24 protein-coding genes and 1 pseudogene are annotated in these 25687 nt (G+C 71.7%); 10 read left to right on the top strand and 15 right to left on the bottom strand.

The features are described 5' to 3' along the window. The first annotated feature begins 114 nt into the window (after nt 1-114). Nucleotides 115-1329, top strand: coding sequence for a macrolide-inactivating glycosyltransferase (gene mgt, locus SLV14N_RS14320; RefSeq protein ID WP_263269527.1), 1215 nt, complete (start codon nt 115-117; stop codon nt 1327-1329). 199 nt (nt 1330-1528) lie between these two features. After that, a pseudogene (locus SLV14N_RS14325) lies at nt 1529-1999 on the top strand (nucleoside deaminase); the annotation flags it as partial. 191 nt (nt 2000-2190) lie between these two features. On the opposite strand, the gene SLV14N_RS14330 reads toward SLV14N_RS14325, so the two are convergent. Next, nucleotides 2191-3009 carry a helix-turn-helix transcriptional regulator gene (locus SLV14N_RS14330; protein WP_263273140.1) on the bottom strand — a complete coding sequence of 273 codons (819 nt, stop codon included), beginning with the start codon at nt 3007-3009 and terminating at the stop codon, nt 2191-2193. A 118-nt stretch (nt 3010-3127) separates the two neighbouring features. Next, nucleotides 3128-3289, bottom strand: coding sequence for a hypothetical protein (locus SLV14N_RS14335; RefSeq protein WP_208681244.1), 162 nt, complete (start codon nt 3287-3289; stop codon nt 3128-3130). On the opposite strand from SLV14N_RS14335, the gene SLV14N_RS14340 reads away from it, so the two are divergent. Then, the gene (locus SLV14N_RS14340; protein ID WP_208681245.1) at nt 3288-4022 is read left to right on the top strand and encodes an SDR family oxidoreductase; all 735 of its coding nucleotides are present in this window, start codon (nt 3288-3290) and stop codon (nt 4020-4022) included. The two genes, SLV14N_RS14335 and SLV14N_RS14340, sit on opposite strands and share 2 nt — an antisense overlap. 61 nt (nt 4023-4083) lie before the next feature. Here the strand turns inward: SLV14N_RS14340 and SLV14N_RS14345 are convergent, their stop codons facing one another. After that, complete coding sequence (locus SLV14N_RS14345; protein WP_208681246.1) at nt 4084-4881, bottom strand: alpha/beta fold hydrolase; 798 nt, start codon at nt 4879-4881, stop codon at nt 4084-4086. 246 nt (nt 4882-5127) lie between these two features. Continuing rightward, on the bottom strand, nt 5128-7056 hold the full coding sequence (locus tag SLV14N_RS14350) for a sulfatase (RefSeq protein ID WP_263269528.1): 1929 nt from the start codon (nt 7054-7056) through the stop codon (nt 5128-5130). 156 nt (nt 7057-7212) lie between these two features. On the opposite strand from SLV14N_RS14350, the gene SLV14N_RS14355 reads away from it, so the two are divergent. After that, a complete protein-coding gene (locus tag SLV14N_RS14355) occupies nt 7213-8115 on the top strand; it encodes a phosphorothioated DNA-binding restriction endonuclease (RefSeq protein ID WP_263269529.1) in 903 nt (300 codons plus the stop codon). 41 nt (nt 8116-8156) lie between these two features. Here the strand turns inward: SLV14N_RS14355 and SLV14N_RS14360 are convergent, their stop codons facing one another. After that, entirely contained in the window at nt 8157-8711 is a 555-nt protein-coding gene (locus SLV14N_RS14360; RefSeq protein WP_263269530.1) for a hypothetical protein, read from the bottom strand. A gap of 251 nt (nt 8712-8962) precedes the next feature. Between SLV14N_RS14360 and SLV14N_RS14365 the strand changes: the two genes are divergently transcribed. Both SLV14N_RS14365 and SLV14N_RS14370 read left to right on the top strand, forming a co-directional pair. Beyond that, entirely contained in the window at nt 8963-10291 is a 1329-nt protein-coding gene (locus tag SLV14N_RS14365; protein WP_263269531.1) for a sensor histidine kinase, read from the top strand. Next, entirely contained in the window at nt 10288-10929 is a 642-nt protein-coding gene (locus SLV14N_RS14370; protein ID WP_263269532.1) for a response regulator transcription factor, read from the top strand. Before SLV14N_RS14365 ends, SLV14N_RS14370 begins: the two co-directional genes overlap by 4 nt. Before the next feature lie 31 nt (nt 10930-10960). On the opposite strand, the gene SLV14N_RS14375 is transcribed toward SLV14N_RS14370, so the two are convergent. Next, the gene (locus tag SLV14N_RS14375) at nt 10961-11530 is read right to left on the bottom strand and encodes a class I SAM-dependent methyltransferase (protein WP_208681251.1); all 570 of its coding nucleotides are present in this window, start codon (nt 11528-11530) and stop codon (nt 10961-10963) included. A gap of 49 nt (nt 11531-11579) precedes the next feature. On the opposite strand from SLV14N_RS14375, the gene SLV14N_RS14380 reads away from it, so the two are divergent. Beyond that, nucleotides 11580-12428 carry a helix-turn-helix domain-containing protein gene (locus tag SLV14N_RS14380; RefSeq protein ID WP_263269533.1) on the top strand — a complete coding sequence of 283 codons (849 nt, stop codon included), beginning with the start codon at nt 11580-11582 and terminating at the stop codon, nt 12426-12428. A 66-nt stretch (nt 12429-12494) separates the two neighbouring features. On the opposite strand, the gene SLV14N_RS14385 is transcribed toward SLV14N_RS14380, so the two are convergent. The 4 genes from SLV14N_RS14385 to SLV14N_RS14400 all read right to left on the bottom strand — a co-directional run bounded on the left by SLV14N_RS14385 (nt 12495) and on the right by SLV14N_RS14400 (nt 16821). Beyond that, nucleotides 12495-13769, bottom strand: coding sequence for a DUF2786 domain-containing protein (locus SLV14N_RS14385; RefSeq protein ID WP_317633704.1), 1275 nt, complete (start codon nt 13767-13769; stop codon nt 12495-12497). 85 nt (nt 13770-13854) lie between these two features. Further along, the gene (locus SLV14N_RS14390; protein ID WP_263269534.1) at nt 13855-14814 is read right to left on the bottom strand and encodes a GNAT family N-acetyltransferase; all 960 of its coding nucleotides are present in this window, start codon (nt 14812-14814) and stop codon (nt 13855-13857) included. A 134-nt stretch (nt 14815-14948) separates the two neighbouring features. Next, complete coding sequence (locus SLV14N_RS14395) at nt 14949-16214, bottom strand: Ig-like domain-containing protein (RefSeq protein ID WP_263273144.1); 1266 nt, start codon at nt 16212-16214, stop codon at nt 14949-14951. Between the two features lie 268 nt (nt 16215-16482). After that, the gene (locus SLV14N_RS14400) at nt 16483-16821 is read right to left on the bottom strand and encodes a hypothetical protein (protein ID WP_259670277.1); all 339 of its coding nucleotides are present in this window, start codon (nt 16819-16821) and stop codon (nt 16483-16485) included. Nucleotides 16822-16930: 109 nt separating this feature from the next. On the opposite strand from SLV14N_RS14400, the gene SLV14N_RS14405 reads away from it, so the two are divergent. Then, a complete protein-coding gene (locus SLV14N_RS14405) occupies nt 16931-17269 on the top strand; it encodes a hypothetical protein (protein WP_208681254.1) in 339 nt (112 codons plus the stop codon). Between the two features lie 25 nt (nt 17270-17294). Here SLV14N_RS14405 and hutH read toward each other — a convergent pair whose 3' ends face one another. The 5 genes from hutH to SLV14N_RS14430 form a co-directional block, all read right to left on the bottom strand. Further along, nucleotides 17295-18839 carry a histidine ammonia-lyase gene (gene hutH / locus SLV14N_RS14410; RefSeq protein WP_263269536.1) on the bottom strand — a complete coding sequence of 515 codons (1545 nt, stop codon included), beginning with the start codon at nt 18837-18839 and terminating at the stop codon, nt 17295-17297. A 106-nt stretch (nt 18840-18945) separates the two neighbouring features. Beyond that, entirely contained in the window at nt 18946-20073 is a 1128-nt protein-coding gene (locus SLV14N_RS14415; RefSeq protein ID WP_208687873.1) for a diguanylate cyclase, read from the bottom strand. Between the two features lie 295 nt (nt 20074-20368). Continuing rightward, entirely contained in the window at nt 20369-21169 is an 801-nt protein-coding gene (locus SLV14N_RS14420) for an enoyl-CoA hydratase/isomerase family protein (RefSeq protein WP_208681256.1), read from the bottom strand. A gap of 180 nt (nt 21170-21349) precedes the next feature. After that, nucleotides 21350-22504, bottom strand: coding sequence for an adenylate/guanylate cyclase domain-containing protein (locus SLV14N_RS14425; RefSeq protein ID WP_208681257.1), 1155 nt, complete (start codon nt 22502-22504; stop codon nt 21350-21352). 217 nt (nt 22505-22721) lie between these two features. Next, nucleotides 22722-23660: a biotin--[acetyl-CoA-carboxylase] ligase gene (locus SLV14N_RS14430; protein ID WP_263269537.1), complete on the bottom strand. Its 939-nt coding sequence runs from the start codon at nt 23658-23660 to the stop codon at nt 22722-22724. A 131-nt stretch (nt 23661-23791) separates the two neighbouring features. On the opposite strand from SLV14N_RS14430, the gene SLV14N_RS14435 reads away from it, so the two are divergent. Together SLV14N_RS14435 and SLV14N_RS14440 are read left to right on the top strand one after the other, a co-directional pair. Then, on the top strand, nt 23792-25381 hold the full coding sequence (locus SLV14N_RS14435) for an acyl-CoA carboxylase subunit beta (protein WP_093637352.1): 1590 nt from the start codon (nt 23792-23794) through the stop codon (nt 25379-25381). A gap of 40 nt (nt 25382-25421) precedes the next feature. Beyond that, a complete protein-coding gene (locus tag SLV14N_RS14440; RefSeq protein WP_018089232.1) occupies nt 25422-25634 on the top strand; it encodes an acyl-CoA carboxylase epsilon subunit in 213 nt (70 codons plus the stop codon). Nucleotides 25635-25687: the final 53 nt, after the last annotated feature.

Below are 25687 nucleotides of genomic sequence, written 5' to 3' on the forward strand. Positions count from 1 at the left end.
TCCAAGTCCGTTGGCGCGCGGCGGGGTTGTGCGCGAGGGCGTGTGTGCCTGCGTTCGTGAGCGGCGTCAGGAAAGTGGTTGCACGAGACGTTTCGTCTCGTTTACTGTGGGGTCATGACGACTCCGGAACGCACAAAACGTGCCCATATCGCCATGTTCTCCATCGCTGCCCACGGGCACGTGAATCCGAGTCTCGAAGTGATCCGTGAGCTCGTTGCGCGTGGGCACCGTGTCACGTACGCGATTCCGCACCTCTTCGAGGAGAAGGTCGCCGAGACGGGCGCCGAGCCGGTGCTGTACCGCACGACGCTGCCGTCGCCCGACGACGACCCGTCGGCGTGGGGAACCACGCTGCTCGACAACGTCGAGCCGTTTCTCGACGACGCGATCCAGGTGCTGCCGCAGCTCATCGAGGCCTATCGAGGGGATGAGCCGGATCTTGTGCTGCATGACATCACCTCGTATCCGGCGCGCGTCCTGGCCCACCGGTGGGGCGTGCCCGCGGTTTCCCTCTCGCCGAACCTCGTCGCGTGGGAGGGGTACGAGGAGGAGGTCGCCGAGCCGATGTGGGCGGAGCCCAGGGCGACCGAGCGCGGCAGGGCGTACTACGCGAAGTTCACCAACTGGCTTACGGAGAATGGGATCAGCCGGCATCCTGACCCGTTCGTCGGTCGCCCCGCGCGGTCGATCGTGCTCATCCCGAAGGCGCTGCAGCCGAATGCCGACAAGGTCGACGAGAAGGTGCACTCCTTTGTCGGCGCCTGCCAAGGGGACCGCGCCGCGCAGGGGGACTGGGAGCGGCCCGCGGACGCCGAGCGGGTGCTGCTGGTCTCGCTCGGCTCGTCCTTCACCAAGGAGCCCGGTTTCTACCGTGAGTGCGTCAAGGCGTTCGGTGACCTGCCGGGCTGGCATGTCGTGCTCCAGGTGGGCAAACATGTCACTGCCGAGGAGCTCGGGGATGTTCCGGGGAACGTTGAAGTTCGGCAATGGGTACCGCAGTTGGCGATTCTGAAGAAGGCCGATGCCTTCATCACGCACGCCGGCGCGGGTGGCAGCCAGGAGGGGCTGGCCACCGCCACGCCCATGGTGGCCGTCCCGCAGGCCGTCGACCAGTTCGGCAACGCGGACATGCTCGAGGGGCTCGGCGTGGCGCGCCACGTACCGATGGAGCAGGCGGACGCCGCCACCCTTCGCGCGGCGGTGCTCGCGCTCGTCGACGACCCGGAGGTGAGGCGCCGTCTCGCGGCCATCCAGGGGGAGATGGCCACCGAGGGCGGAACCCGACGGGCCGTCGACCTCATCGAGGCCGAACTGCCCGCTGCTGAGTGACGGCGCCGGCCGCCGCGCAGCTGGGCGAGTACCCGGCGGGGGCTACGGGGGCTGCTGGGTCCCCACCAGCCCCCGTGATCTCCACATCACATCCGGATTTCCGCAGCGCATCCGGATTTCCGCAGCGCATCTGATTCGGGCGTGTCGGGTGAATCGAAGGTTTAGCATCCCCTGGAGATCACACGCTGGGGGCACTGTCGTGGACGAGGCTGAACTGCGGTATCTGCGCCGCTGCGTGGAGCTGGCCACCGAGGCTCTGGAAGCGGGCGACGAACCGTTCGGGTCCGTGCTCGTCGCCGCGGACGGAGCCGTCCTCGCCGAGGACCACAACCGGGTGGCCTCGGGCGACCGGACCCGCCACCCGGAGTTCGAGCTGGCGCGCTGGGCCGCGGCGAACATGTCCCCCGAGGAACGGGCGGCGGCGACCGTCTACACCTCCGGCGAGCACTGCCCGATGTGCGCCGCCGCGCACGGCTGGGTCGGGCTGGGGCGCATCGTGTACGTGAGCTCTTCCGAGCAACTGGCGGCCTGGCTGGCCGAGCTGGGGGTTCCCGCCCCTCCCGTGCGCACCCTCCCGATCAGGGAAATCGTTCCCGACCTCGTGGTGGAGGGCCCGGTCCCCGGCCTCGCGGAGCAGGTACGCGACCTGCATCGCCGCTTGCACCGCGCATCTGACCCGCCACGGCCTCATCAAGGGCCGTCGGCTGCATCGCCGATGCATCGCCGATGCATCCTCGTGCGGCGGGCTTCTCCGCCCCCTGACCCGTTCATCCGCTCTCGTGACGGGTGTGTGCCGGGCGATGCCGGGGTGGCAGCCGCCGGCGGTCTGCACCGATGGCCCGGCAGGACGAGCTGTACTGCCTAGCCGCGCTGTTCACGTCCACGTCCACGTTCACGTTCGACATAGACCACCAGCGTCTGTTCCCGCTGTTCGGCCAGGTGGAAGGCGGTGTAGGCGTACTCGACCGGGCCGCGTTGCGGGTGGCGCAGGCGTTTGTGTCCGCTGTGCCGGGCCTGGACCTCGTACTGGTGCCACCACGTCCGCGCTTCCGGGCTGTGCTCGTTCAACTCGTCGATCAGGCGGGTGTATCGCGGGTCGGTGGGGTGGCGTCCGGACTGGGTCCGGAGGCGGGCGAGGAGAGCGCGGGCCTCGGGTTCCCAGTCGACGACGACATCGCGGGCCACCGGTTCGAGGAACACCCAGCGGAGGAAGTTGGGCGGGCGCTTCGTCTCGTTGTCGATGAGGCGGGGGAAGAGTGCTTCGGCCGCCCGGTTGTGACTGAGTACGTCGTAGTTGCCGCCGATGATGTACGCAGGGTTCGGCTGGAGCAGCAGCGGTACGGCTGCCGCCTCGGGCGTGAGCGGCTCGCGTTCCTCGGGTTCGTCCGCGGTCGTGTGGCCGGCGAGCTGGAGGAGATGGGCGCGCTCGTGCCGGTCGAGCCGCAGCGCCTCGGCCAGGGCGGTCAGCACCTGTTCGGAGGCGCGGATCTCCCGCCCTTGCTCCAGGTACGTGTACCAGGTGGCGCTGATCCCGGCCAGCAGTGCCAATTCCTCCCGGCACAGGCCCGGTGTGCGACGGCGGGCGGTCTGCGGGAGGCCGACCTCGGCCGGGGTGAGGCGCGCCCTCCGGCTGCGCAGGAAGGCACCCAGCTGACGGCGTTGGTCCGGCTGCAGTGACATGGGCAGTGGCATGGCACCTTCAGTTCCAGAATAAGTGGATTCTGGATACCAGGTTAAGGCTCCCGGAGACTCCTACGTGAGAGCAGGGGCCAACGCCTCGGTGACCTTGCCGGCGGCCTCACACGGTCATGGCGATGCCCGGCCGTGCGGGGTGCAGCGGCTTCGACGCCGGTCCACGGGTCGACGAGCCGGCGAGCCGCTGGCCCCGGGGCGAGCCGACGAGCCGCTGGCCCCGGGCCTCAGCCCCTCGTGCCGAGAAGGAAAGGAAGTCGGTCCTCATGTCCGGAATCGAAGGGAAAGTGGTGGCGATTACGGGAGCCAGCAGCGGTATTGGCGAGGCGGCTGCGCTGCTGCTCGCCGAGCGCGGTGCGCGGCTGGTTCTCGGTGCGCGGCGGGCCGAGCGGCTGGCGGCGCTGGTGGCCCGGATCGAGGAGGCGGGTGGCGTCGCCGTGCAGATCCGCACCGATGTGACGCGGCGGGAGGACCTGCACGCCCTGGTCGCGCTGGCCGGTGAGCGCTTCGGCCGGCTCGACGTGCTGGTCAGCAACGCCGGGGTCGGCACGATCTCGCCGCTCGATGATCTGCGCGTCGAGGAGTGGGACCACATGGTGGATGTCAATGTGAAGGGTGTGCTGCACGGTGTCGCCGCCGCGCTGCCGGTGTTCCGTGCGCAGGGCGCCGGGCACTTCGTCACCACCGCCTCGACGGCCGCCTTTCGCGTCGTGCCCAGCATGGCGGTGTACGCGGGTACCAAGTTCGCGGTCCGGGCGATCTGTGAAGGGTTGCGTCAGGAGGCCGGGGATTCCCTGCGGGTGACCACCGTTTCGCCCGGCGTGATCGCCACCGGCTTTGCCGAGGCGTCCAGCAACAGCCGGGTCAGGGCGGAGATCACGAAGATGCGCGACCTCGCCATACCGCCCGATGCGATTGCCCGCGCCATCGCGTTCGCCATCGAACAGCCCGCCACGGTGGACGTGAACGAGATCGTCGTACGGCCCACTGCCCAGAGGTGACCCCTGCCCTCCCCTTCCGCTCCCCCGGTATCCTGCTCCGCTCTGCCCGACGCCGGCCGTCTCACTCCGCATGGCGGTCCGGGCATGCTTCCCGGTCCGCGCACGCGGCCGCGGTGGCCTGGGCGAACGCTTCCGGATTGTCCAGCATGATGTTGTGCCCGCAGTCCGGGATCGCCACCACGGCCACCCCCGCCGCGGCGAGCGCGTCGGCACCCGGGAGTGGGCCGTCGGCTTCGGGCAGCAGATAGGTACGGGGAATTTCCAGGTCCAGCAGGAGTTCGCGCATGGTGGGGACGCTGCCGCGGATGAGGTGCACCGCGCTGCGGTGCAGGGCCTCACGGCCGGCCAGGCGCATGGTGGCCCACCAGTGCGGACCGACCCGGTCCCGGACTTCTTCCCAGCCGCCCTCCAGGAACGCCTGCTCGGAGTAGGCGGCGATGCCGCTGCTGCCGCCGGAGCCGGGCCGGCGCGGGAGCGGGTCGAGGTTGGCGTCGATCAGGACCAGGCGGGAGACCAGGTGCGGGTGCCTGGCGGCCAGGACGATGGCCACCGAGCCGCCCATGCTGTGCGCGATCAGCTCAGCGCCGGTGACGCCCGCGGAGGTCAGGGCGTTCGCGAGTGCGTCGGCGTGCGAGTCGAGGGTGTAGTCGAAGCCCGTCGGGCGGTCGCTGAGGCCGTGACCGAGCAAGTCGATCAGGAGTGAGCGGGGGCCGGCCAGCATGGGGTGGACCGCGATCTCCGCGAAGTAGGCGGGTGATGTGGCGCCCAGGCCATGGACGTAGACGCGGGGAGGCTCCTGACCCGGCAGCTCCACCCAGCGGATCCGGTCACCCCCGGGCGTCACGACGGCGTTGCGCACAGTCTTCTCCCCCTGCGGTCAAGGTCGTTGGAGAGATGAGGGTAGCCACCGGAACTCGGCCACGGCACCCCGTTCCCCTCGTCAGGGCGGGTGTCCGGCAGGCACGTCCCGTCGCCCCGTTCGCAGGCCCTGGCGGTGCCGAGCCATGACTCGGCACCCGACGCCGTTTTCGACCGCCTTCTCGGCCGCATGCTCAACGGGCTCACCGCGGCGGTGTGACCGCCGCGGCGTCCAGGACCCCGGCGGTCAGTGGGCCGGCCGGGGCGGGGTCGCGCCCGGCTTGGGGCCGTAGGCGGTCAGAAAGCGGTCGCGGAAGGTGTCCATACGCCAGACCGGGGTCTTCGGGCCGGGCTTCAGGCCCTTCTGCCAGCCCCAGCCGGAGATCCGGTCCAGTACGGCGGGGTCGTGGGCGACGAGCGCGACCGGCACGTCCCGGCTCGCGTTCTCGCCGGTGACGGTCGGGACGGGCTGGTGGTCGCCCAGGAAGACGAGCACGGTGTTCTTGTTGCCGTACTTCTCCATGTACGAGATGAGGCTGTGCAGCGAGTACTCGATGGCGCGGCGGTACTCGGTGCGCACCTGCGCGGGGTCCTTCCACACCTCCTTGGGGTCCTTACCCGCCTTCTGGATGCCGTGGTAGACCGAGCCGTCGCCCAGTTCGTCCCAGCCGATCATCTTGGGGATGGGCGCCCAGGGGTTGTGGCTGGAGACGAGGATGATCTCCGACATCAGCGGCTTGCCGTGGCGCTTGCCGTGCTCCAGGCGTTCAAAGGCCGACAGACTGTATTGGTCGGGCACCCGCGACCAGCTGAACTGCGGGCCCTTGTAGCCGAGATGGTGGGTGTCGTAGACGTGGTCGAGGCCGTAGAACTTGCCCTCCGGCCAGGAGCGGGTGACGCCCGGCATGATGCCGGACGTCCGCCAGGCGCCGGAGCGCTTGAAGGCGTCGGTGAGGGGCATGCGGTCGCTGGAGGTGACGGTGCGGTAGCGCTGCTGGTTATTGATCCACAGGCCGGACATGAAGGTGGAGTGGGCCAGCCAGCTGCCGCCGCCCGCCGTCGGTGAGGTGAGCCAGGCGCTCCGGGAGGCGAACCCGGCCTTGTGCAGCCGCTTGGTCCCGTCCTTGAGCACCGCGTCGATCTGCGACGCCATCGCCGGGTCCGCGATCGCACTGCGGCCGTAGCTCTCGATGAAGGTGAAGATGACGTCCTTGCCGCGCAGCCCGGTCAGGAGCTGGTCGGGCGGGGTGTCACGGAAGGCGTCGACATTCGCCTGCTTGGCGAACACCCGCTGGTCGGCCAGGCTCGCCCGCAGCCGCTGGGCGCTGTCCTGGACGAGGTCGGCGGTGTTCGTGGAAGCGACCGGCACACCGGCGAGCTGTACGCCGAGCGCCGCGCAGGTGATCCAGACGGTCCCGAGCACGAGGGTGGTACGGGTCGCCACGGCGCTGTGCCGGACCATGAGGCGGCTGAGCCGGACGACCGCCAGCGTCATGAGGACGAGCAGGCCGAGCACGAGGACCACGACGCCGATCACCGCGGCGGTCGCGCCCGCCTGGCCTATCGAGTCCCTGAGGAACGACTCGGCGTCGTCGAACAGGATCCAGTCCAGCACCGGGTCGAAGGGCCGCGCGAGCACCGAGTAGAAGCCCATGTCGAGGCAGTTCAGCAGGGTCCGCAGGCCGAGCCCCACCCCGGCGACGACGGCCGCCACCCGCCGCGCCTTCGGCGGCAGGAGCAGCAGCAGGGCCGCCCCGAAGATCCCCTCCACCGGGATGCGCAGGAACTCACCGGGCGTGAGGCGGCTGAGCTGGTTCGGCAGCAGGAGCGCGACGAGCACGAGTACGGCGGCCGCGACCGTCACCGCCGACGCCACGGTCCGCGCCACGGCCGGGTACCGGTTCCGCCAGCCGGCGCGCACGACGTCTTCGTCCGGGGCGGCGTCACTGGTGGAGCCCGCGGCGGCGGCGCTGAGGGAGCCGGTCGTCGCATCGGTGTCGGTGTCGGCGCCGGTGTCGTCCGCGGTGTCGGTGTCGGTGTCGGCGCCGGTGTCGGCCGCGATGTCGCCGCCGGTGTCGTCCGGCGTCCGCTCCGGAGGGCTGTCCGGCGGCAGGTCGTCCGTCGTGGTTGCCTTCTTCTTGTTCGGCGGCTGGCGAAAGCGCGTGGAGTGCGGCAACCCGAAGGTCCTTCCGTGCGAGGCGCGGTGGTGGCACGGCGGACCGGAACCAGGGATTCGGCCGCCGTTATCTGTACGTCCGGCCGACGGCTTCGCGTTCAATCATCAAGGTCCCGCTTGGGTGATGGGTCACCACCCGCCCTACAGTCGCCTGTCATGGAGTGGATCGAGCGGGTGGGAAATCTGCGTCAATGGACGCAGAACGGGACACGGGCACCGCACAAACCCCTTTTGCTGCTCTATGCGTTGGGGCGGTTCCAGCGGCAGCCCGACCGCTCGATGCGCTACTCGGACATCGAGCGTGACCTGCAGGAACTGCTGCAGGACTACGGTCCAGCGAACCGGACGTCGCCCGCGTACCCGTTCCACCATCTCGTCAGTGACGGTGTCTGGGAGGTACGTACCGACGCCGGGGAGCCGAGTCCGGGCACGGGGGTCCGGGTGTTGCGGGAGAGCGGGGCGCGGGGGCAGCTGGTTCCGGGGCTGCGGGCCGCGCTGTCCACGGAACCGGCGCTGCTCGGGCAGTTGGCGCAGCTGCTGCTGGACAGCCACTTTCCGCCGTCGATCCATTCGGACATCGCCGCCGCCGTCGGACTCGACCTCGATCCGGCGGAGGTGGCACCGCGCACCGCCGGCCCGGCGCCCGAGCGGCGGCGCGCGGCCGAGCTGCGCCGACAGGTGCTGGTGGCCTACGAGTACCGCTGTGCCTTCTGCGGGTTCGACGGGTCGATCGGCCGGGTGCCGGTCGGCCTGGAAGCCGCACATGTCCAGTGGTGGGCCTTCCAGGGGCCGGACGAACTAGCCAACTGCCTGTGCCTGTGCTCGCTGCACCACAAGCTGTTCGACCGGGGTGTGCTCGGCCTGGACTCCGGTCGGCGGATCGCCGTCTCCCAGGAGTTCGTGGCCCACGGCGCCGCGGCGCGTACGCAGGTGCTCGCCCTCGCCGGACAGGCGCTCATCGGGCCGCAACGGGGAAGTGCCCGGGTTGCCCCCGAGCACGTCCGCTGGCATACGGCGCAGGTGTTCCGCGGTGAGGCGCGCCTGGCCGAGCGGGCCTGACCGGAACGGTGCGGGCCGGGCCGGGCGGCGCGCCCTGGTCGTCAGACCGCGGCCGGCTGTTCTTCCGTGCGGGCCGGTTCGGCGGGCGTGAGGCGAATGCGGCGGCGCTTGGCGACCAGTACCGCGGTGCGGGTGAGAACCATGGCAAGGGACATGAAGACAAAGGCATTTGCATAAACGTCCGGACCGCTGAGCTCATTTTCGATGCTGAAGCGGATCAGGCCCTCGGCGAACCAGTGCTCGGCGCCATAGGCGAAAAGGACGCGGGCGCTGGAGATGACGATCCAGACGAGGGCGTATCCGAATCCGCCGGTGGTGTAGATCTGGCCGTCGGTGCCGCGGTGGGCGGGGAGCAGGGCGCCGGCGACCAGTCCGCAGATCACGCCCACTCCGACGCCGATGAGCTGGAACGACAGGGCGTTGCCCGCGGTCGGGAGCGAGTGGACGAAGACCGCGATAATGATGGCGATCGCGATCACGGAGCGCAGCATGCGCATATTGGTGACTCGGCGGCGGCCCAGGTCGGTCGCCAGAATGATGGTGAGAATGGACGCGCCGGCAATCAGCGCGAGGACGAACTGACTCAGGTGACTCATGGAAATCCGGGGCCTTTCCGCAATGCTGCGAGGTCTGTTGCTCCGGCGGTCTCTGCGTTGTTCGCCCACCGCCGTCAACGACGTTATGGCGGCGGGTGGTTGTGGGGGTACGACCGGCCGGTGGATTCGGCTGTCCACCGGTCGGTGGACAGCGCCGCGGGAGGCGTAAGGGGAGGGTGATAGGACTGTGAGGCGGTGGCACGGCGGCACCTTGCGCCCCTGTGGGGGCCGTTCGGATTCAGGGGGACACGGTGACGCGTGAGGCGCGGCGCGCACCCGAGGCTCGGGTGCGTTGGTTCGGGCTGTGGGACAGCTACTTCGTGATCTGCTATCTGGTCACCACGGGGCTGGTGTTCACCTCCGCCGTGCCGCAGACCGCGCGGCTGATCGCCATCGGCGCACTGACGCTGATCGTGCCCTGGTACGCGGGAATCGGGCGGCCGTTGATGCTCCGCCATGAGAGCGACCGGCGCAACGGTGTCTTCGCCGGCGGCCTCTTCGTGCTGTTCGGGCTCGCCACCGCGGTCGATCTGACGAGTGCGTTCGCCCTGTTCGCGATCGTCCCGATGCTGATGATGAGCCTGGCGGCCCGGCCGGCCGTCGTGGCCGGTGTGCTGGGCAATCTCCTCCCCGTGACGATGCTGTGGCTGCAGGGCGGCGCCACGGCCCCGCTCATGCTGTTCGTGCTGCTGGCGTCGCTGCTGGGGATCGCCCTGTCCGTGCTCCTCGGGCTGTGGATCAAGCGGGTGGTACGGCAGAACAGGGAGCACGCCGAACTGATCGAGGAGCTGCGGCGCAACCGTGAGCAGGTGGCCCGGCTGTCGCACCAGGCCGGGATCTCCGCCGAGCGCGAGCGGCTCGCGCGGGAGATCCACGACACCCTGGCGCAGAGCCTGACCAGCATCATCAGCCTGGTGCAGGCCGCCGAAGCGGAGGTGGAGGGCGCCCCCGCCGTCGCCCGGAAACACCTTGCGCTGGTCGGGCGGATGGCCACGGAGAGCCTGGCGGAGGCCCGTGCCTTCGTCGCCGACCGGACACCCGCTTCGCTGCAGGAGAGTTCCCTGGCGCAGGCGCTGCGGCGGCAGGCGGACGGGCTGGCCGCGCAGACCGGGCTGCTGGCGCGGTTCGCCGTGGAGGGGGACGAGTGTCCGCTGCCGATGGCCGTCAATGTCGTCCTGCTGCGGGCCGCGCAGGAGGCCGGCACCAATGTGCGCAAGCACGCCGACGCCCGTGCGGTGGACCTGGTGCTGCGGTACGGCGAGGGCCAGGTCGGGCTGCGGGTCACCGATGACGGCAAGGGGTTCGACGCGTCGGAGGCGGAGCGCGGGGCGGCGGAGGCCGGTGCGGACGGGGGCGGCAGTGGGGACGAGGACAGTGGCTTCGGGCTGCGCGGAATGGCGGCCCGGGTGGCGGAGATCGGTGGTGTGATGAGCGTGGTGAGCGGGCGGGGAGCGGGCACCGCCGTCGAGGTGAAGGTGCCCTTGGACGGGGCGGCGGGACGGCCGGCCGGGCCGTCGGCGCCGCGGTCCGAAACGGCGAAGCAGCTTACGGAGGCGGCGGATGGCGGAGGCGGAGGATGACGGACGTGGAGAACGCGGCGGCGGTGCGGGTGCTGCTCGCGGACGATCATCCCGTCGTCCGCGAGGGCCTGTGCGCCATGCTCGAATCCGACCCGGGCATCGAGGTCGTGGGGCAGGCGGGCTCCGGTGAGGAGGCCGCGGCGCTGACGGAACGGCTGGCGCCGGACCTCGTACTGCTCGATCTGCGGATGGGGGCGATGGACGGGGTCGCCGCCACCGGACACATCCTGCGGCGGTCGCCACACACCAAGGTCGTCATCGTCACCACCTACGAGGACGACTCCGACATCCTGCGCGCCGTGGAGGCGGGCGCGGCCGGCTATCTCCTCAAGGGCAGTTCCCGGGCCGAGCTGATCGACGCCGTGCACGGTGCGGCGCGGGGGGCGACCGTGCTGACGCCTTCGCTGGCCCCCAAGCTGTTCCGGGCGCGGGCGGTGGAGGCGCCGCTGCTGTCCGGCCGGGAGTGCGAGGTGCTGCGGCTGGTCAGCCAGGGCCTGACCAATGCCGAGATCGGCCGGCAGCTGTTCATCGGTGAGGCGACGGTCAAGACCCATCTCCTGCGTGCGTTCAAGAAGCTGGAGGTGTCGGACCGGACCGCGGCCGTGATCACGGCGCTGGAGCGCGGCTTGCTGGCGTAGCCCCGGCACCGGGGCGGACGGTGCCGCGCGCTCACGGGCGGACGGCGCGGAAGCGGAAGTAGTCGTGTCTCAGGCTGATGTCGGGGGTGCGGAAACCGGCCGCGCGCAGCCGGTCCGGGAGCGTCCCGGGCGGCACCGGGACGTAGGTGTCCCACAGATGGATGAGGCGGAAGCCGCGGCTGGCCCGGCCGTCGCAGCCCGCGAAGATGCCGCCCGGCCGGAGCACCCGGAACGCCTCCGCGAAGAGCTGGTCCTGCTGCCGCGGCGACGGCACATGGTGCAGCATCGTGAAGCAGACGACGGCGTCGAAGCGGCCGTCCGGCAGCGGCATCGCACAGCCGTCGCCCTGCACGACCTCGATCCGGTCGCCGTACTCCGCACGCAGTCGCTCCGCCGACCCCCCGTCGACTTCGAGGACGCTCAGCCGGCCGCCGGCCCGGCGCTCCAGCACCCGCGTCGTGGCACCGTAACCGGGCCCGATCTCCAGGGTTTCGGCGCCCAGTTGTACGTCTTCGAGGGCCCAGGGCAGCAGGTCCCGTTCCACCGCGCGGGCCCACATCCGGGAGTTGCACAACCACTGGTGATAGCGATTCATGGTCATGCGGCGAGCCTAGAAAGCGGCCGCGGTGACCACCACGCGACAGGGGGACATGTTGTATCGCAGGACGGACAGCGGTGAGCGGCGGCCGGACGCGCGCGAACGACCGGACGGGCACGAGCGGCCGGACGCGCTCGACGAGCCGGGCGGGCAGGTGGCGCCGCCGGGGCCGCCCGCCGGGGCGGCGGTCGTCGTCGGGAGCTTTGCGATGGGCCGGGGGCAGTGGTTCGCACGCCATCGTCATGAGCACCATCAACTGGCCTGGGCGCGACGGGGAGTTCTGGCCGTACGGGCCACCGGCACCACCTGGGTGCTGCCCCCGTCCATGGCGCTGTGGATCCCGGCCGGAACCCCGCACGCCACCGGCGCCGCGGGCCCGGCGCTCTTCCGGAGCCTGTATTTCCTCCCGGACCGCTGCCCGGTCGGCTGGTCCGCGCCCACCGTCGTCGGCGTCTCACCGCTGCTGCGCGAGCTGATCTCGTATCTGTCGGACGGCGCACTGGACCCGGCGGCCCGCGAACGGGCCGAGGCCGTGGTCCTCGATCAGCTGCGGCCGGTGTCGGTGGCCACGGTGCAGGCGCCGATGCCGCACGACCCACGCGCGCGCCGGGTCGCGGAGGCGCTGCGCGCCGACCCGTCCGACGGGCGGACGCTGGCGGAGTGGGGCACCCGGGTGGGCGCGAGCGGCCGGACGCTGGCCCGGGCGTTCGTGACCGACACCGGTATGCCGTACGGGCAGTGGCGCACCCGGGTCCGGCTGCAGGCGGCGATGCCGCTGCTGGCCGGCGGCGCCACGGTCGCGGCGGTGGCGGCGCGGGTGGGCTATGCCTCCCCGAGCGCCTTCGTCGCGGCCTTCCGGCGGGCGGTCGGAGTGCCGCCGGGCGCGTACTTCGCCCCGTAGGGCGCGTACTTCGCCCCTAGGCGTATGACCCTCCCACCGTCGTCCGCACCGTCACCCCTCCCACCGTCACCCCTCCCCCAGCCGTGCCCGGTCCGCCGCCGCTCTGCCCTGGTGCCAGCCATCGGCGTCGCGGACGCCGCGGAGGCGGACCGGGGCGGTGTCGGGGAAGAGGGCGCCGGTGGTCTGCTCGACGGCGAGGGCGCGGGCGGCGAGGACCGGGAGGAGGTCGGGGGCCGTGGGGGCGGACTCGGCGGTGGCGGCGGCCGTGGCGGCAGCGGTGGCCGCCGCGAGCCGGTCGCGGATGCGGTCGGCGTACCCGACGAGGAAGGTCTGGCGGAAGTCCCGGGTGCGGCGGGAGCGGCCGCGGGCGTGGTGCAGGTCGCCCGCCCGGTTCATCGCGGTGGTCGCCTGGAGGAGCAGCGAGGTGTAGAGCATCTCGGCCGCCTCCAGGTCGGGTGCGAAGCCGATGAGGGTGGAGAAGCCGACGTCGGCGGCCCAGACGGCCTGGCAGCGGTTGGCCGCCGCGACCGCGTCGAGCAGCAGCGCCTTGGCCTGTTCGTACGGGCCCTCGATGCCGATACGGACCGCTGACGGGCCGTCGGTCCGACCTCCCGGGGAGCCGTCCGCGCGGTCGAGGAGCGCCTCGTCGATGCTGTGCCGGGCCATCAGCTCCTGCGCCTTGGCGGACAGCGCCTCGGCCTCCTCGGCATAGTCGGTCGCCTCGGCCTTGGCGAGCAGACCGCGGATCCGCCCGAGGGCACGGGTCGCGGCGGCGTCGGCGGGTCCGCTCCGGGCGCCGGCCTGCGGCGGGGCCGGCAGCGGGGTGATGCGGGGCAGCCGGGCGAGTACCCGCAGCGCCGCCAGCACCTCGTACACCGTCTCGAAGCGGGAGGCGCGGCGGCGCCGGGCCAGGGCGTCGAGGTAGCCGGTGTCGGCGGGCCACCAGACCTCGGCGCCGAGGTGCCGCAGCTGCTCGGACCGGCGGGGGTCCGGAGCCGGGCGGGGGGCCGGCGGCCGGGCCGCCTCGGCCGCGATGGCGTCGACGACCAGCGCCACCAGGGCGGTGCCGGAGGTCTCGCGCCGTACGATCCGCACCAGGTCGGCGGGGTGCCAGCCGCCCGCCCAGCACTGCCGCACGCCCGCCACGGCGGCCTCGACCACCGCGGCGCTCACCGCCTCCGGGCCGGCCTCGGCCGCTGCCAGCATCGAGGCGCCCGTCTCCAGGGCGTCCTCGGCCTGCTCGCCGTCCGGCGCGTAGCGGACGCTGCCGAGCACCTGCCCGACCAGTTCACCGGCCGACGGCGACGGCCCGCCGCGCCCTTTTCCTCCGCGCTCATTCACCCGTTCACTGTACGGAGGGCCCGGCCGCCCCCTCCCGGGAGGCCGGAGGCGGGCGGGGCCGGGGCGCGGGGCCGGGGGCCCGGCTTCAGAGCCGCACTTGGTAGAGGCCGAGGCTGCTCTCCGCCCGGTAGCCGAGCGCCGCATTGACCGCCCGCATCGGGGCGTTCTCGTCCGCGACCGTCGTGACGATCTCCCGTACGCCCGGCCGCTCGGCGCGCAGGTACTCCAGCATCCGCAGCTTGACGGCCCGGCCGAGGCCATGGCCGCGGTGGGCGGGCACGACGACGGTGTCGTACTGCACAGCCCGTACGGATGCCGGTGTGGGCAGGACGAGTTCGGTGTAGCCGGCCACGGCACCGTCGGCCTCCGCGAGGGCGGCCACGGTCAGCAGCACCCCGCCACGGTCCAGGACGACGCGGGCCGCGGCCCGTATCCGCTCGGCGTCCCAGGGGTCGTGCCGTTCGTCCAGGTCACCGGTCGGGGCGTCCTGCATGGCGTCATGGGCGCGGGCGTGCGCGGCGGCATGGGCGTCGGGGACGACACCGCTCCAGACGGCGAAGCGATAGCCGGCGGGCAGCGGGACGCCGGAGGCCGTGGTGGGGGCGGTCCGCACCTCCTGTACGGAGGCCACCAGCGGCAGCGCGCACTCCGCGCCCTGGGCCACGGCAAACCTCTCGCCCGCGCCGCCCCTCCCGACCAGCGCGCTCACCGAGCTGCGGCCCTCGGCGGCCGGCCTCGCGCGGACCGTCTCCCACAGCGCCCGGCCCGCCCCGCGGCCGCGGTGGGCGGGGTGGACCGTCAGGGTGTCGAGGAAGGCGGTGCCGGCGTTCTCCGCGGTGTCGTGGAGGCGGAGCAGGGCGACGCCCGCGTAGCCGGTGGCGCCGTCGGGGGCCGGCAGCGTGACGGGGACGGCCCGGCTGTGCAGGGAGGGGATGCGCAGCCGGCCGGTCTCGGCGGCCCGTTCGGGGGCGGGGCCGCCCGGCCGGTCGTGGGCGTGGGCGGCGGCGGCGAGCACGGCGAACCAGGCGTCGGGGTCGATGTCCATACGGCGGACCGTACGCAGCAACGACGCCCGGCGCGCCTTGTTTTCGGCGCCGCCGGGCGTCGGTCACTCCGTGCGGTGAGCGGTCATGTCAGGTGCCGGCCGGGCGTGCCGGGCACGGCCGTCTCACCGGGCCGTCACTGCACCGCGCTGCCGGCCACCCACTGCGACCAGTCCATGTTCCAGCCGTTCAGACCGTTGTCCGGCTTGACGCTCCGGTCGGGGGAGTTGACGACGTCGACCACGTCACCGGTCCGCGAGTGGTCGAAGAACCAGGCGCCGTCCGTCTTGGAGTCCTTGGCGCCCTTGGCGTCCTCCAGGCCGATGCAGCCATGGCTGGTGTTGGCCTTGCCGAAGATGCCCTTGCCCCAGTAGTTGCCGTGGATGAAGGTGCCGGAGTCGGTCAGGCGCATCGCGTGCGGCACGTCGGGGATGTCGTACTCGCCCTTGCCGTTGTGCTTCTTGAAGCCGACGGTCGAGCCGTTCATCCGGGTCTGCTTGAACCGCTCGGAGATGACCATCTTGCCGTTGTAGGTGGCGTTCTCCTTGCTGCCGGCGGAGATCGGGATGGTCTTGAGGGTCCGGCCGTCGCGCACCACGGTCATCGTGTGCGCCTTGGTGTCGACGGTGCTGATCTGCGAGTGGCCGACGCGGAAGCTGACGGTCTTGTTCTGGATGCCCTTGACGCCCGGCGAGGCCTCGACGCCGTCCAGGCCGAGCTCCAGGGTGACCTCGGAGTTCGCCTTCCAGTACTTCTCGGGGCGGAAGTCCAGCCGCTTGTCGTTGAACCAGTGGCCGACGACCTTCTGGTTGCTGCTCGACGCCACCTTGATCGCGGACTCGACGTCCGCCTTGTTCTTGACCGGCTTGTCGAAGTTGATCGACACCGGCATTCCGACGCCGACGGTCGAGCCGTCCTCCGGCGTGAAGTTCCCGATGAAGCTGTTCGCCGGGGCGACGGTGGTGAAGCTGGAGTTCTCCACCGCGGTACGCCCCTGGGAGTCCACGGCGTGCGCGGTGACCTTGTACTTCGTCGAGCGGTCCAGGGGCTGCTTCGGTTTCCAGGAGCTGCCGTCGGCGGCGAACGTGCCGCCGACCGGCTCCTTGGACTCGGCCGAGGTCATGGTGACGTCGGTCAGCTTTCCGTCGCTGACCGTGATCTTCGCGTCACTGTTGAGACCCGTGTCGGTGGCGCCATCCTCCGGTTGGATCGTGATCCTGGCGTCGGAGGCGTCCTTCGCGGCCGCCTCGTCCACCTGCCGGCTGTTCTCGTGCCAGGTGGCGTCAGCACCGCCGTCATCTCGGTCGGCCGCACTGCTGCCACCACACGCCGCAAGCGTGAGTACGCCCCCGAGCAGCGTGGCGCTGGCTATGAGGCCCTTCCGGCGCTTGCTGTCCGTTATCACACGCATCTCCATTGCTACCGATTTCGCACGATTCCCCGAGCGAGCAGCCAACTGAACGCTGGCTCATATGGACGCTGGCATTCCGGCCGACGCCATGTGAACGCCTTTTCCGTTTCGCCCGTTCCATGCGTCCACAAAGTGTGGGGAAGGCCACTTATGGCCCGGACCGGTCATACGGTGACATGGAGCGACGGCGCACCGGCCACGTAGTCGGCCCCCGCACGGCGGGCAGCCGTACGGGGGCCGTGGCCATCGGGGGTGCCGGTCAGCCCTCCCCGTCCGCGTCATCCGCCAGATCCCACTCCGCCGCGTCCCACTCGGCATCCGGGTCGTAGTCGGTCAGCTCCTCGCTGCTCCAGGAGGCCTGTGCGAGTTCGGTGCCCGGCACCTTGGTGACGAGGTCGAACGGGTCGATCAGATGGGCCAGCGCCTCCGCCGGGTCCTCCCGGACCGTCTCCAGCGACTGTCTGCGCTCCTCGTCGGGCAGCGAGGGGTCCGCGCCGATGTGATCGACGGCGGCGCCGGTCAGCCGGCGGGCGTCGGCGACCTCCATGATCAATTCGACATGAAGGCGCACAAAACGTGATGTCTCACCATTGCTCATAGCACGGAGGTTAGGCATGGACGGCTCCTGACTTCCCCGCGACCCGCGGCGGTCACTAACATCTGCGGTCAACGGCCAATTTGCCGAACCCACAAGGGGGATCGCTTCCGTGACCGCACGACGACCACTGCTGACCGCCGCAGCCGCGGGATCGGTGCTGTTCGCCCTGTGGTTCGTGCCCTCAGCCCAGGCGACCGCGGGGCATGACGGAGCGGCAGATTCCGCCCTGCGGGCGGCGTCCGCACCGGCCGCGCCGGGCCTGGCCGACCGCGGTACGGCGGCCGGCACCGGAACCGGCACCGAGGGCCACGCCGGCACCCCGCACTTCCTCGCCGACACCGGCAGCCCGGACACCACGCCGTACGTGATCGGCGGCGCCGTCTGTCTCGCGCTCGGCGCCGGCCTGGTCGGCTACTCCGTCCACCGCACCCGCGACGAGGCCGTCTGAGACCGGACGGCCTCGTCGGCAGCCGTTACACCAGCGCGCCCGTGACCGACTCCGCGGCCGCCACCAGCTTCCCGCCCCGTACGAACGCATAGGCGCTCTCCAGGTCAGGCGCCAGGAAGCGGTCCTCGCCCGGCCCCTGGATGCCCGCACCGCGCACGGCGTCCAGTACGGCGCGGGTGGCGGGGGCGGGCGTCAGGCCCTCGCGCATCTCGATGGCGCGGGTCGCCGCATAGAGCTCGACGGCGATGATCCGGGTCAGGTTGTCGACCGCGGTGCGCAGCTTGCGCGCCGCCGACCAGCCCATCGAGACATGGTCCTCCTGCATCGCGGAGGACGGGATGGAGTCCACCGACGCCGGCGCGGCCAGCCGCTTCAGCTCGCTGACCAGCGCGGCCTGGGTGTACTGGGCGATCATCAGGCCGGAGTCGACGCCCGGGTCACCGGCCAGGAAGGCGGGCAGCCCGTGCGAACGGTTCTTGTCCAGGAGGCGGTCGGTGCGGCGCTCGGCGATCGAGCCGAGGTCGGCCGCGGCGATGGCCAGGAAGTCCAGGACGTAGGCGACCGGCGCGCCGTGGAAGTTGCCGTTGGACTCGACCCGGCCGTCCGGCAGCACCACCGGGTTGTCGACCGCGGCGGCCAGTTCGCGGTCCGCGACGAGCCGGGCGTGGCCGAGGGTGTCCCGGCCGGCGCCGGCGACCTGCGGGGCACAGCGGATGGAGTAGGCGTCCTGGACGCGCGGGGCATCGTCCTGGTGGTGACCGGTGAAGCCCGAACCGGCCAGGACCTTGGCCATGTTGGCGGCCGAGGCGGCCTGCCCGGGGTGCGGGCGGATGGCGTGCAGCTCGGGCGCGAGGACCTTGTCCGTGCCGAGCAGCGCCTCCAGGGAGAGGGCCGCGGTGATGTCCGCCGAGGTGAACAGCCGGGCGAGGTCGGCGCAGGCCATCACGAGCATGCCGAGCATGCCGTCGGTGCCGTTGAGGAGGGCCAGGCCCTCCTTCTCGCGCAGTTCGACGGGTTCGATACCGTGCGCGGCCAGCAGCTCAGCGGCCGGCCGTACGACACCGTCGGGCCCCTCCGCGTCGCCCTCGCCCATCAGCGCCAGCGCGCAGTGCGAGAGCGGCGCCAGGTCGCCGGAGCAGCCGAGCGAGCCGTATTCGTGGACGACGGGTGTGATGCCGGCGTTGAGGAGGGCGGCCATCGTCTCGACGACGAGCGGGCGGACGCCGGTGTGCCCGGAGGCGAGCGTCTTCAGCCGCAGGAACATCAGCGCGCGGACGACCTCCCGCTCGACCCGCGGGCCCATACCGGCCGCGTGCGAGCGGACGATGTTGCGCTGGAGCTGCACGCGCAGCTCGGGGCTGATGTGGCGTACGGCGAGGGCACCGAAGCCGGTGGAGACGCCGTAGACCGGGTCGGGCTTGGCGGCGAGTTCGTCGATGAAGGCGCGGGAGGTGGCGACGGCCGCGAGGGCTTCCTCGGACAGCTCGATCCGGGCCGCGCCGCGAGCCACCGCGATGACGTCCTGTGCGGTCGTGCCGGACGTCCCCAGCACCACAGTGTGCATATCCATATTCAGGCACCCTAGAGACTGAATCGCCGGATGTCACCACCGGATTTCGGGATCACCCCTTACCGATCTTCGCAACGGACCCACGTCCCCACACGGGCAGACCTCCTCACCTCCGGAAGCGCCGGCGCTCCGGCCCCGACCGCCGGTCGGGGGCGTCCGCGAGCCGGACGACCGGGTCGTCCTTGCCGCCGTGCCGCCCGGCGATCACCGGCTCACCCGACCGCGCCGCCTTGGCCTTGTACTGCGCGGCGTCCGCGAGCCGGAAGAGCCGGCGGGCACTGCGCACCGGGCCGATCGGATCGCCGGTCGAGGCGACCCCGACCGCGACCCCCTCGCCGAGGTCCAACTCCCCTGCCCGGTCGCACAGTTCACCGGCCACCTTGACCACCTCGTCGGCCGGCGGCCCCACCGCCAGCAGACAGAACTCATCGCCGCCGAGCCGGGCGACGAGCGTGCCCGGCAGCATCGCGCCGCACAGCGAGAGCACCGAGCCGAAGCGCTCCAGCAGGCGGTCGCCGACCGCATGACCGCGTGAGTCGTTCACCCGCTTCAGCCCGTTGAGGTCGCACACCACCAGACTGACCACCACCTCGTCCCTGCGGTGCAGCTCCAGCGCCTCGTCCAGCCGCATATCGACGGCGCGGCGGTTGGCGAGGCCGGTCAGCGCATCGGTGAAGGCCAGCCGGCGGGCCTCCGCCAGCCGCTCGGTCTGTGCGATCCCGGCGGCCGTCACGGCGGCGAGCACACTCGCGAAGTCGGCGTCGGCCCGGCCGAAGACCGGCTCCCCCGTACGCCGTGCGACATACAGCTCGCCCCAGGCCCGGCCGTGCAGCACGATCGGCGCGACCACACAGCAGCCACGGCCGCGGCGGCGCAGCGCGGCCATCCGCTGACGGTTGCCGCCGCCATCCCCGGCCGAGCCCTCCTCCGCCGCTCCGGGCGCCGGGCCGGCGCGCGGCCCCTCGGCGGTCTCCACCCAGGCGCTGGGCTCGCCGCCGCCCGCCCACTGCTCGTGCAGAAAGCCGACGATCTCCGGGAACTCATGGACGGGGTAGCTCTCGTCATCCGGGAACTCCTCCTCGCCCTCGGCGAGTTCGCCCGTATTGACCAGCACCCGCAGCTTCCCCAGCTCGCGCTCCCATTTCGAGATCGCCGCGAAGGAGCCGCCCAGGGCCTGGCGCACCCCCAGCGCCGCGGCGTGCGCCGATTCGCGCGGCGTGTGCGCGGCAGCCATCGCCTGCGCCAGCTCCACCACGGCCCGCAGCCTCGCATCGCCCTCGCCCGTCACCGGATCCTCGCATTCCGTCACCGTGAGCACGCTCTGTACTACAGCGTAGGAATGTTTAACCCCTTTCGCCCCTTTCCGTGCGGGATCGACACCCGGGCGTGATGCGCGTCGTTCCTGGTCGGGAGGTCGAGGAGGGGAGGCGACCGGGGGCATTACGGAGCGTGACCGTACAGAGGTCCACGGGAACGCACGGTGGGCAGGCGGCCGCCCCGCCCGCGCACCGCCCGATTCACTGCCCGATTCACTCTCCGGGCCACTCCGGATCCCGCTTCTCGTTGAAGGCCGCCACGCCCTCCGCCCGGTCCCCGGAGAAGGCCACACTGCGCCATGCGCCGTCCTCCACCTCCAGACCGGCCCGCAGATCCAGTCCGTGACCCAGCCGCATGGCGCGCTTGGCGGCCCGCAGGCCGACCGGCGAATTACGGGCGATCCGGGCCGCCAGCTCCAGCGCCTCGGCCCGGTCCTGCCCGTCCGCCGCCAGCTGGTCGACCAGCCCCAGCTCCGCGGCCTCGGGCGCCGGCACCCGCCGCGCGGTGAACACCAGCTCGGCCGCCCGTGCCGCGCCCACCCGGCGCGGCAGCAGCTGGGTGCCCCCGCCGCCCGGAATGACCCCCACCGACACCTCCGGCAGGCCGACCAGGGCCGTACCGTCGGCGACGATCAGATCGCAGGCCAGCGCCAGTTCGAAGCCACCGCCGAGCGCGAAGCCGTGCACCGCGGCAATGGTGGGCATCGGCAGTTCCAGTACGCCCGTGTAGGCGGCGCGGGTGTGCGGGCGCTGGCGCATCAGGTCCGCGTCCGTGAAGGAGTTGCGCTCCTTGAGGTCGGCGCCCACGCAGAACGCCCGCTCATGGGTGGAGCTGAGGACCACCGCCCGTACGGAGCGGTCCGCGGTCAGCTCGGCGCAGGCCTGCACCAGGCTGTCGGCCATGGCCGTCGACACGGCGTTCATGGCCTTGGGGCGGTCCATGATCAGCTCCGCCACGAAGCCGTGCCGCTCGATGGCGACCCAGCCGTCCGCACCGAACCGTTGCCGTTGCATGCAGCCCTCCCTGTTAACGGTCGTTGACCTGACGTGGGGATCATGTCAGGTGGGAGCCCGGAGCAACAGGACGGGTTTGCGGCTGTGGACGGGCGGGACGCGGCCCGGTACCGGCGTGCGTGGTCGTTGGCCGCCCGCCGGTGGCGCGCGCAGTCGATGGCGTGCGCTGTCGGCCCTTCGTCAGTCGCGGCGGCTCAGCAGCCACGGCTCGACGACGCCCAGGCCTCGCACCGGCCGCTGCCACATCGGCTGGAGGGCGAAGCGGTACGTCGGGGGCGGGGCGCCGGTGCCCTCCTCGGCCGCCTTCTCCGCCGCCGCGGCGTCGGCCTCGGAGACCGGAGCGTCACCGATCCGGCCCAGCTCCTCGGCGAACGCCTGGTCCACCAGCACGGTGTCCTTCGGCGCTATCGACGTGAGGCGGCTGGCGAGGTTGACGGTCGTACCGAACACATCGCCCATCCGGGTCGTGACCGTGCCGAAGGCGATGCCGACCCGCAGCTCCGGCATCGTCTCGTCGTGGGCCATCGTCTCGATCAGCCGCAGCCCGATCTCGGCCGCGATACCGGCGTCGTCGGCGGCGAAGAGGACCTCGTCACCGAGGGTCTTGATCAGCCGGCCGCCGTGCGCGGCCACCAGGTCCGAGCAGGTGGTCTCGAACGCCTCCACCAGCTCGCCCAGTTCCTCCTCCTCCAGGCGGCGGGTCAGCCGGGTGAAGCCCACCAGGTCGGCGAAGCCGACGGCGAGGCGGCGGTCGACCATTTCGGCGTCGTCCTGGGCCCGGACGACCCGGCCGGTGGCGGCGGCGAGCTGGCGCCGCCAGACGTAGACGAGGAACTCCTCCAGCTCGGGGAGCAGCAGCTCGACCAGCGGATAGGTGATCTCTGTACGGGTCAGGCCGGAGTCCTGGGGCTCGGTGAGGCCCTCCAGGAAGGAGTCGATCTGCCAGTCGGCCAGACGGGCCGTGGTCTGGCCCGTGGAACGGGCGACCTGGATGGCCATGGCCTCGCTGAGCAGACCGGCCTCGACGAGACCGGCGAGGCGGCGCAGGGCCAGCACATCGGCCTCGGTCAGGGCCTTGACCTGGCCGATGTCGGCGAAGCCCATGGCCCGCCAGAAGCGGGCCGCGAGATCCATGGAGACGCCGGCGCCGCGGGCCGCCTGGAACGGCGTGTAGCGGCGGTCGGCGCCGAGGATGAGTTGTTCGAGGCGGACGGCGATGTTGTTCTCGTCGCCCTCGTCCCCGACCCCTGGGGGGTCGCCGGCGGGGGCGTCGCGCACCGCATCGTCGTCGGTGTCCATGTCGCGCGGGGTGGCGCCCGAGTCGTCGGCGGTCACCGGCCGCTCCCTGTCCGATCCCTGCGCACTGCCCTTCCGATCACTGCTCGCCGGTGGTCCGCTCCCTGGCGGACCGCCTCAACGATACGGCAGGTGTGCTCTGGCTCACTCTCACATGTCGGCTCTGACCAAGGAAGAGGCGGGGACACGTCGGCGCGGCGGGGTACGTGGTACAGGGGTGGCCCGGGTGACCGGGCCAGGAGTGCGCGGCTCGTCCTCACGGTTCCGGGGAGTCATCACCTTCGGCCCGCCGGGGCGTCGCGGGGCGCAGATGGACGATGTCGCCGGCGCCCACCGGCTGCTGTACGCCGTTCGCGGTGGCCAGGACCAGGCGCCCGTCGCCGTCGATGGCCACGGCCTCGCCGGTGAGGTCGGTGCCGCCGGGGAGTTCGGCGCGTACGGAGCGGCCCAGGGTGGCGCAGCCGGCCGCATAGGTCTCCTGGAGGCGGCTGGCGACGGGGTCACCGTCGGCGGACTGCCAGTCGGTGTACCAGCGCTCCAGCGAGCGGAGGACCGCGCGCAGCAGCGGGTCGCGGTCGGTGGTGCGGGCGCCGGCCAGAGCCAGGGAGCCGGCGGTGGGCACCGGGAGTTCGTCGGCGGTGAGGGAGACATTGAGGCCGATGCCGATGACGACGCCGGGGCCGGCGCGCTCGGCGAGGATGCCGCCCACCTTGCGTTCACCTGCGGCGGCTCCCTCCGGGCCGGCGCCGCCGGAGTCCTCGGGGGAGGTCACCAGGATGTCGTTGGGCCACTTGAGGGCCGTGTCGATACCGGCCGTCTGGGAGAGGGCGGTGGCGGTGGCGACTCCGGCGAGCAGCGGGAGCCAGCCCCAGCGTTCCACGGAGACGCGGGGCGTGAGGTAGACGGAGAAGAAGAGGCCGGAGCGCGGGGGCGCCGACCAGACGCGGTCGAGGCGGCCCCGGCCGGAGGACTGCTCCTCGGCCACCAGAACGGCGCCCTCGGCCTCACCCTCGGCCGCCCGGGTCGCCAGGTCGGTGTTGGTGGAGCCGGTGGCGGGGACGACGTCCAGGGCGGTCCAGAGCGCGCCGGGGCGCACCAGGGCCCGGCGCAGTGCCGCGGCGTTCAGCGGGGGGCGGCTCAGGTCGCTCCAGCGGCCGGCATCTTTGTCCCGGTTTTCCGGTGGTTGAGGCGTCATGGGACCAGCCTAGGTGTGGTCAACGACGCAGTGCCGCTGAGCAGTCCCGCGGATACGCTACGAATCGGTAGCCAAACCCGTACCACCCTCAGTACGAGCACCAGTCCAGGACGAGCAGGAGCCGCATCCCGATGTCCGAGCCGGAAGCAAACATCCACACCACCGCGGGCAAACTGGCGGACCTGCAGCGACGGGTCGAAGAAGCCACGCATGCCGGTTCCGCCCGTGCAGTGGAAAAGCAGCATGCGAAGGGGAAGTTGACGGCGCGTGAGCGCATCGATCTGCTGCTGGACGAGGGCTCGTTCGTCGAGCTGGACGAGTTCGCACGGCACCGCTCGACCAACTTCGGAATCGAGAAGAACCGTCCGTACGGGGACGGTGTCGTCACCGGTTACGGCACCGTCGACGGACGCCCGGTCTGCGTCTATTCGCAGGACTTCACGATCTTCGGCGGGTCGCTGGGTGAGGTCTACGGCGAGAAGATCGTCAAGGTGATGGACTTCGCGCTGAAGAACGGGTGCCCGGTCGTCGGGATCAATGACGGCGGCGGGGCCCGGATTCAGGAGGGCGTGGTCGCCCTCGGTCTGTTCGCGGAGATCTTCCGGCGCAATGTGCATGCGTCGGGTGTGGTCCCGCAGATCTCGCTGATCGTCGGTCCCTGTGCGGGTGGTGCGGTGTACTCCCCCGCCATCACCGACTTCACGGTCATGGTCGACCAGACCTCGCACATGTTCATCACCGGCCCCGACGTCATCAAGACGGTCACGGGTGAGGACGTCGGCTTCGAGGAGCTGGGGGGTGCGCGTACGCACAACACCACCTCGGGCGTGGCGCACCACATGGCGGGTGACGAGAAGGACGCCATCGACTACGTCAAGGGCCTGCTGTCCTACCTGCCGTCCAACAACCTCTCCGAGCCGCCCGCCTTCCCGGAGGAGGCGGACCTGGAGACCTCGGACGTCGACCGCGAGCTGGACGCCCTGATCCCGGATTCGGCGAACCAGCCGTACGACATGCATGTCGCGATCGAGCACGTCCTGGACGACCACGAATTCCTGGAGACCCAGGCGCTGTTCGCGCCGAACATCCTGACCGGCTTCGGGCGGGTCGAGGGCCATTCGGTGGGCATCGTCGCCAACCAGCCGATGCAGTTCGCCGGCTGCCTGGACATCAAGGCGAGCGAGAAGGCCGCGCGGTTCGTGCGGACCTGCGACGCCTACAACATCCCGGTGATCACCTTCGTGGACGTGCCCGGCTTCCTTCCGGGGACGGACCAGGAGTACGACGGGATCATCCGGCGCGGAGCCAAGCTGATCTTTGCGTACGCGGAGGCCACGGTCCCGCTGATCACGGTCATCACGCGCAAGGCGTTCGGCGGCGCGTACGACGTCATGGGCTCCAAGCACCTGGGTGCGGACCTCAACCTGGCCTGGCCGACCGCACAGATCGCCGTCATGGGCGCACAGGGCGCGGTCAACATCCTGCACCGCCGCACGCTGGCCGCGATCGAGGACCCGGCCGCGCAGGACGAGCGGCGCCAGGAGCTGATCCAGGAGTACGAGGACACCCTGCTCAACCCGTACGTCGCGGCCGAGCGCGGCTATGTCGACGCGGTGATCATGCCGTCCGAGACGCGCCGGCACATCGTCCGCGGGCTGCGCACGCTGCGGAACAAGCGCGAGGCGCTGCCGCCGAAGAAGCACGGCAACATCCCGCTCTGACCGGCAGAACCAGCGGAACCAGCGAAGGGAGCCGTTCTCGATGATCAAGGTCGTACGGGGCAATCCGACCCCTGAGGAGCTGGCCGCCGCACTGGCGGTGGTCCAGGCCCGCGCGGCGGCCGCCGCTGCCGTCGCGCCCGGAAAGAAGGACCGCGGCACCGAGTGGTCGGACCCCGCGTCCACGGTTCCGGCACGGGCCCGTATGCCGCATCCGGGGCCGCGGGCCTGGCGGACGAGTTACTGGCCGCATTGACCGGTTGACATCGGGTGGCCGTCGGGGCCGCCGGGTCGGTGCATAGTGCATTG

The organism is Streptomyces sp. Je 1-4 4N24 (assembly GCF_026239515.1).
GTDB classification, from domain to species: domain Bacteria; phylum Actinomycetota; class Actinomycetes; order Streptomycetales; family Streptomycetaceae; genus Streptomyces; species Streptomyces nigrescens.